Annotated in this window: 2 protein-coding genes; one reads left to right on the forward strand and one right to left on the reverse strand. The window is 65.0% G+C overall.

Annotation, left to right across the window (positions count from 1 at the left end):
- Nucleotides 1-1,303: iron ABC transporter permease (locus tag IBX54_RS14435; protein ID WP_296543351.1), on the reverse strand; the 1,303-nt coding region annotated here is incomplete at its 3' end.
- A gap of 59 nt (nt 1,304-1,362) precedes the next feature.
- On the opposite strand from IBX54_RS14435, the gene IBX54_RS14440 reads away from it, so the two are divergent.
- The gene (locus tag IBX54_RS14440; protein ID WP_296543352.1) at nt 1,363-2,469 is read left to right on the forward strand and encodes an ABC transporter ATP-binding protein; all 1,107 of its coding nucleotides are present in this window, start codon (nt 1,363-1,365) and stop codon (nt 2,467-2,469) included.
- The last annotated feature ends 28 nt before the right edge of the window (nt 2,470-2,497 follow it).

Genomic DNA, 2,497 nt, shown 5'->3' on the forward strand with positions numbered 1-2,497 from the left:
AGCCGCTTTGCACCGACTGCAGCGCGACCGCGCAAAAACGCACCAGGTAGGCCCACACCAACCCCAACGCCGTGCCGGTCATGAGATAGCCCACGCCGCTTTCGGGCCACCTGGCCTGGAGCCAGCCCACCGGCAGCAGCAGGCCGACCACAATCACCGCACCCGGCACGGCATAGCCCAGACCCGCCAGTTGCACGGCCCAGCGGGTAGGCGCATCGGGGCGGCGGCGCATGCTGAACGCCAAGGCCAAAGCCAGCGCCACCGCCAACACCGAACTGATAACACCCAGGCGCACGCTGTTCCAGGTCCAGCCCAAAAATGAGCCCCAGGACAACGCCGACCAGTCAGCCACGAGCGGGCGCAGCATGAACAGCACCGGCAGCACAAACCCGGCCAGCACTGGCACGCCGCACAGTAGCCAGACGCCCCAATGCCGGGCACCCGTCAAACGCACAGGCCGCGCCTCCATTGACCCGGCACGGGCGCCGCGGCTGGCGGCAAAGCGCAGTTTTTGACGCGAACGGCGCTCCAGGAACAACAGCAGCGCCACCAGCGCCAGCAGTACCGTGGCCAGCTGGGCGGCAGCCAGCCGGTTGTCCATCGACAACCAGGCCTTGTAGATGCCGGCGGTAAAGGTCTGGATGCCAAAGTAGCTCGACACGCCAAAGTCGGCGAGCGTTTCCATCAACGCCAGCGCGGTGCCCGCGGCTACGGCCGGGCGCGCCAATGGCAGCGCAATCTCGAACATGCGTCGGCGCATTGGCGCGCCCAACAGGCGGGCCGCCTCCATCAGCTGCGCCGCACGCTCACTCAATGCGGTGCGCGCCAGCAGGTAAACGTAGGGGTAGAGCGAAAAAATAAAGACCCAGGCGGCGCCGCCCAGGTTGCGCACCTCGGGAAACACCCTGCCCTGCCAGCCAGTGAGCTCGCGCACCAAGGTTTGCAACGGACCGCTGAACTGCAAAAAGTCGGTGTAGGCATAAGCCACCACGTAGGCCGGCATGGCCAGTGGCAACAGCAGCGCCCACTCAAAGAAACGTCGGCCGGCAAAGTCGAACAGGGTGACTGCGGCTGCGCACGACAAGCCCACCGCCACCACGCCCAGGCCCACCAGCGCGCTCAGCATCAGCGTGGTGCCGAGGTAATCGGGCAGCACGGTTTGCGCCATCTCGCGCAAAATTTGCCAAGCCGCACCGTCGGCCTCGCCCAGCGACAGCCAGGAGGCCATCACCGCCAGCACCGGCAGCATGAAGACCGCAGTCAACACCAAAAACAACAACTGACGCAGTCTGGGCAAGAGCATGTGAGGGCAAGAAAGTTGAAAAACTCAAATGAGAATTGTAATCATTTAGAATATTTTCCATGTTTCTCGAAGTCACCCAACTCAGCGTCACCTATGACGGCCAAAGTACCCCCGCCGTGCGCAATGTGTCCTTTGGCCTGCACGCCGGCGACATCGGCGTGCTGATCGGGCCATCAGGCTGCGGCAAGACCACGCTGCTGCGCGCCGTGGCCGGGCTGGAGCGCGCCAGTGCCGGCGTCATCCGCCTGGGCGGCGAGATGGTGAGCCAGGCCGGCGTGTCGCTGCCACCCGAGTCGCGCCAGGTCGGCATGGTGTTTCAGGACTACGCGCTATTTCCCCACCTGAGCATTGGCCGCAATGTGGCCTTCGGCATTGACCAGTTGCCGCGCGCCGAACGCCAGGCCCGGGTGGCCGAGGTGCTCGCGCTGGTGGGGCTGGAGGGGCAGCAAGAGCGTTTTCCCCATGAACTCTCGGGCGGCCAGCAACAGCGCGTTGCGCTGGCACGGGCGCTGGCCCCAAGGCCGCGCTTGTTGTTGCTGGACGAACCGTTTTCCAACCTTGACGTGGACCTGCGCGAACGGCTGGCCTACGAGGTGCGCGGCATTCTGAAAGCGGCCAACGCCACCGCCCTGTTTGTCACGCACGACCAGCTGGAAGCGTTTGCGGTGGGCGACATCATCGGCGTCATGCACCAGGGCGAGCTGCACCAATGGGACAACGCCTACACGCTCTACCACCGCCCGGCGTCGCGCTTTGTCGCCGAATTTATCGGCCATGGGGTTTTTACCCCGGCCGTGATCCGTGACGTGGCAGGTGAGGTGGTGGTGCAAACGCCGCTGGGCAACCTGAACGACATGAGCGAATGCCCGCTGCCCAGCGCTTACTTGGGCGGTGCCTGCGACGTGCTGCTGCGCGCCGACGACATCGTGCACGACGACGACGCGCCGGTCAGGGCGCAAATTCTGCGCAAGGCGTTTCGCGGTGCCGACTTCTTGTACACGCTGCGCCTGGCCAGCGGCGAGACCGTCATGGCGCTGGTGCCCAGCCACCATGACCATGCTCTGGGCGAGTGGATCGGCATTCGCGCCCAGGTGGATCACGTGGTGACTTTTAACCGCAATCCATGTCCCCGGACTGCATGGACTGCCGCGCTACGCTTTCCATGAACAGCCCCGTCATTGCGAACGCAGTGAC

This window comes from Rhodoferax sp. (assembly GCF_014859475.1).
Lineage (GTDB): Bacteria > Pseudomonadota > Gammaproteobacteria > Burkholderiales > Burkholderiaceae_C > Rhodoferax.

Bases quoted from the DNA above. Each gene is read 5' to 3' on its own strand.
- IBX54_RS14440 (WP_296543352.1), top strand. From the start codon at position 1,363: ATGTTTCTCGAAGTCACCCAACTCAGCGTCACCTATGACGGCCAAAGT.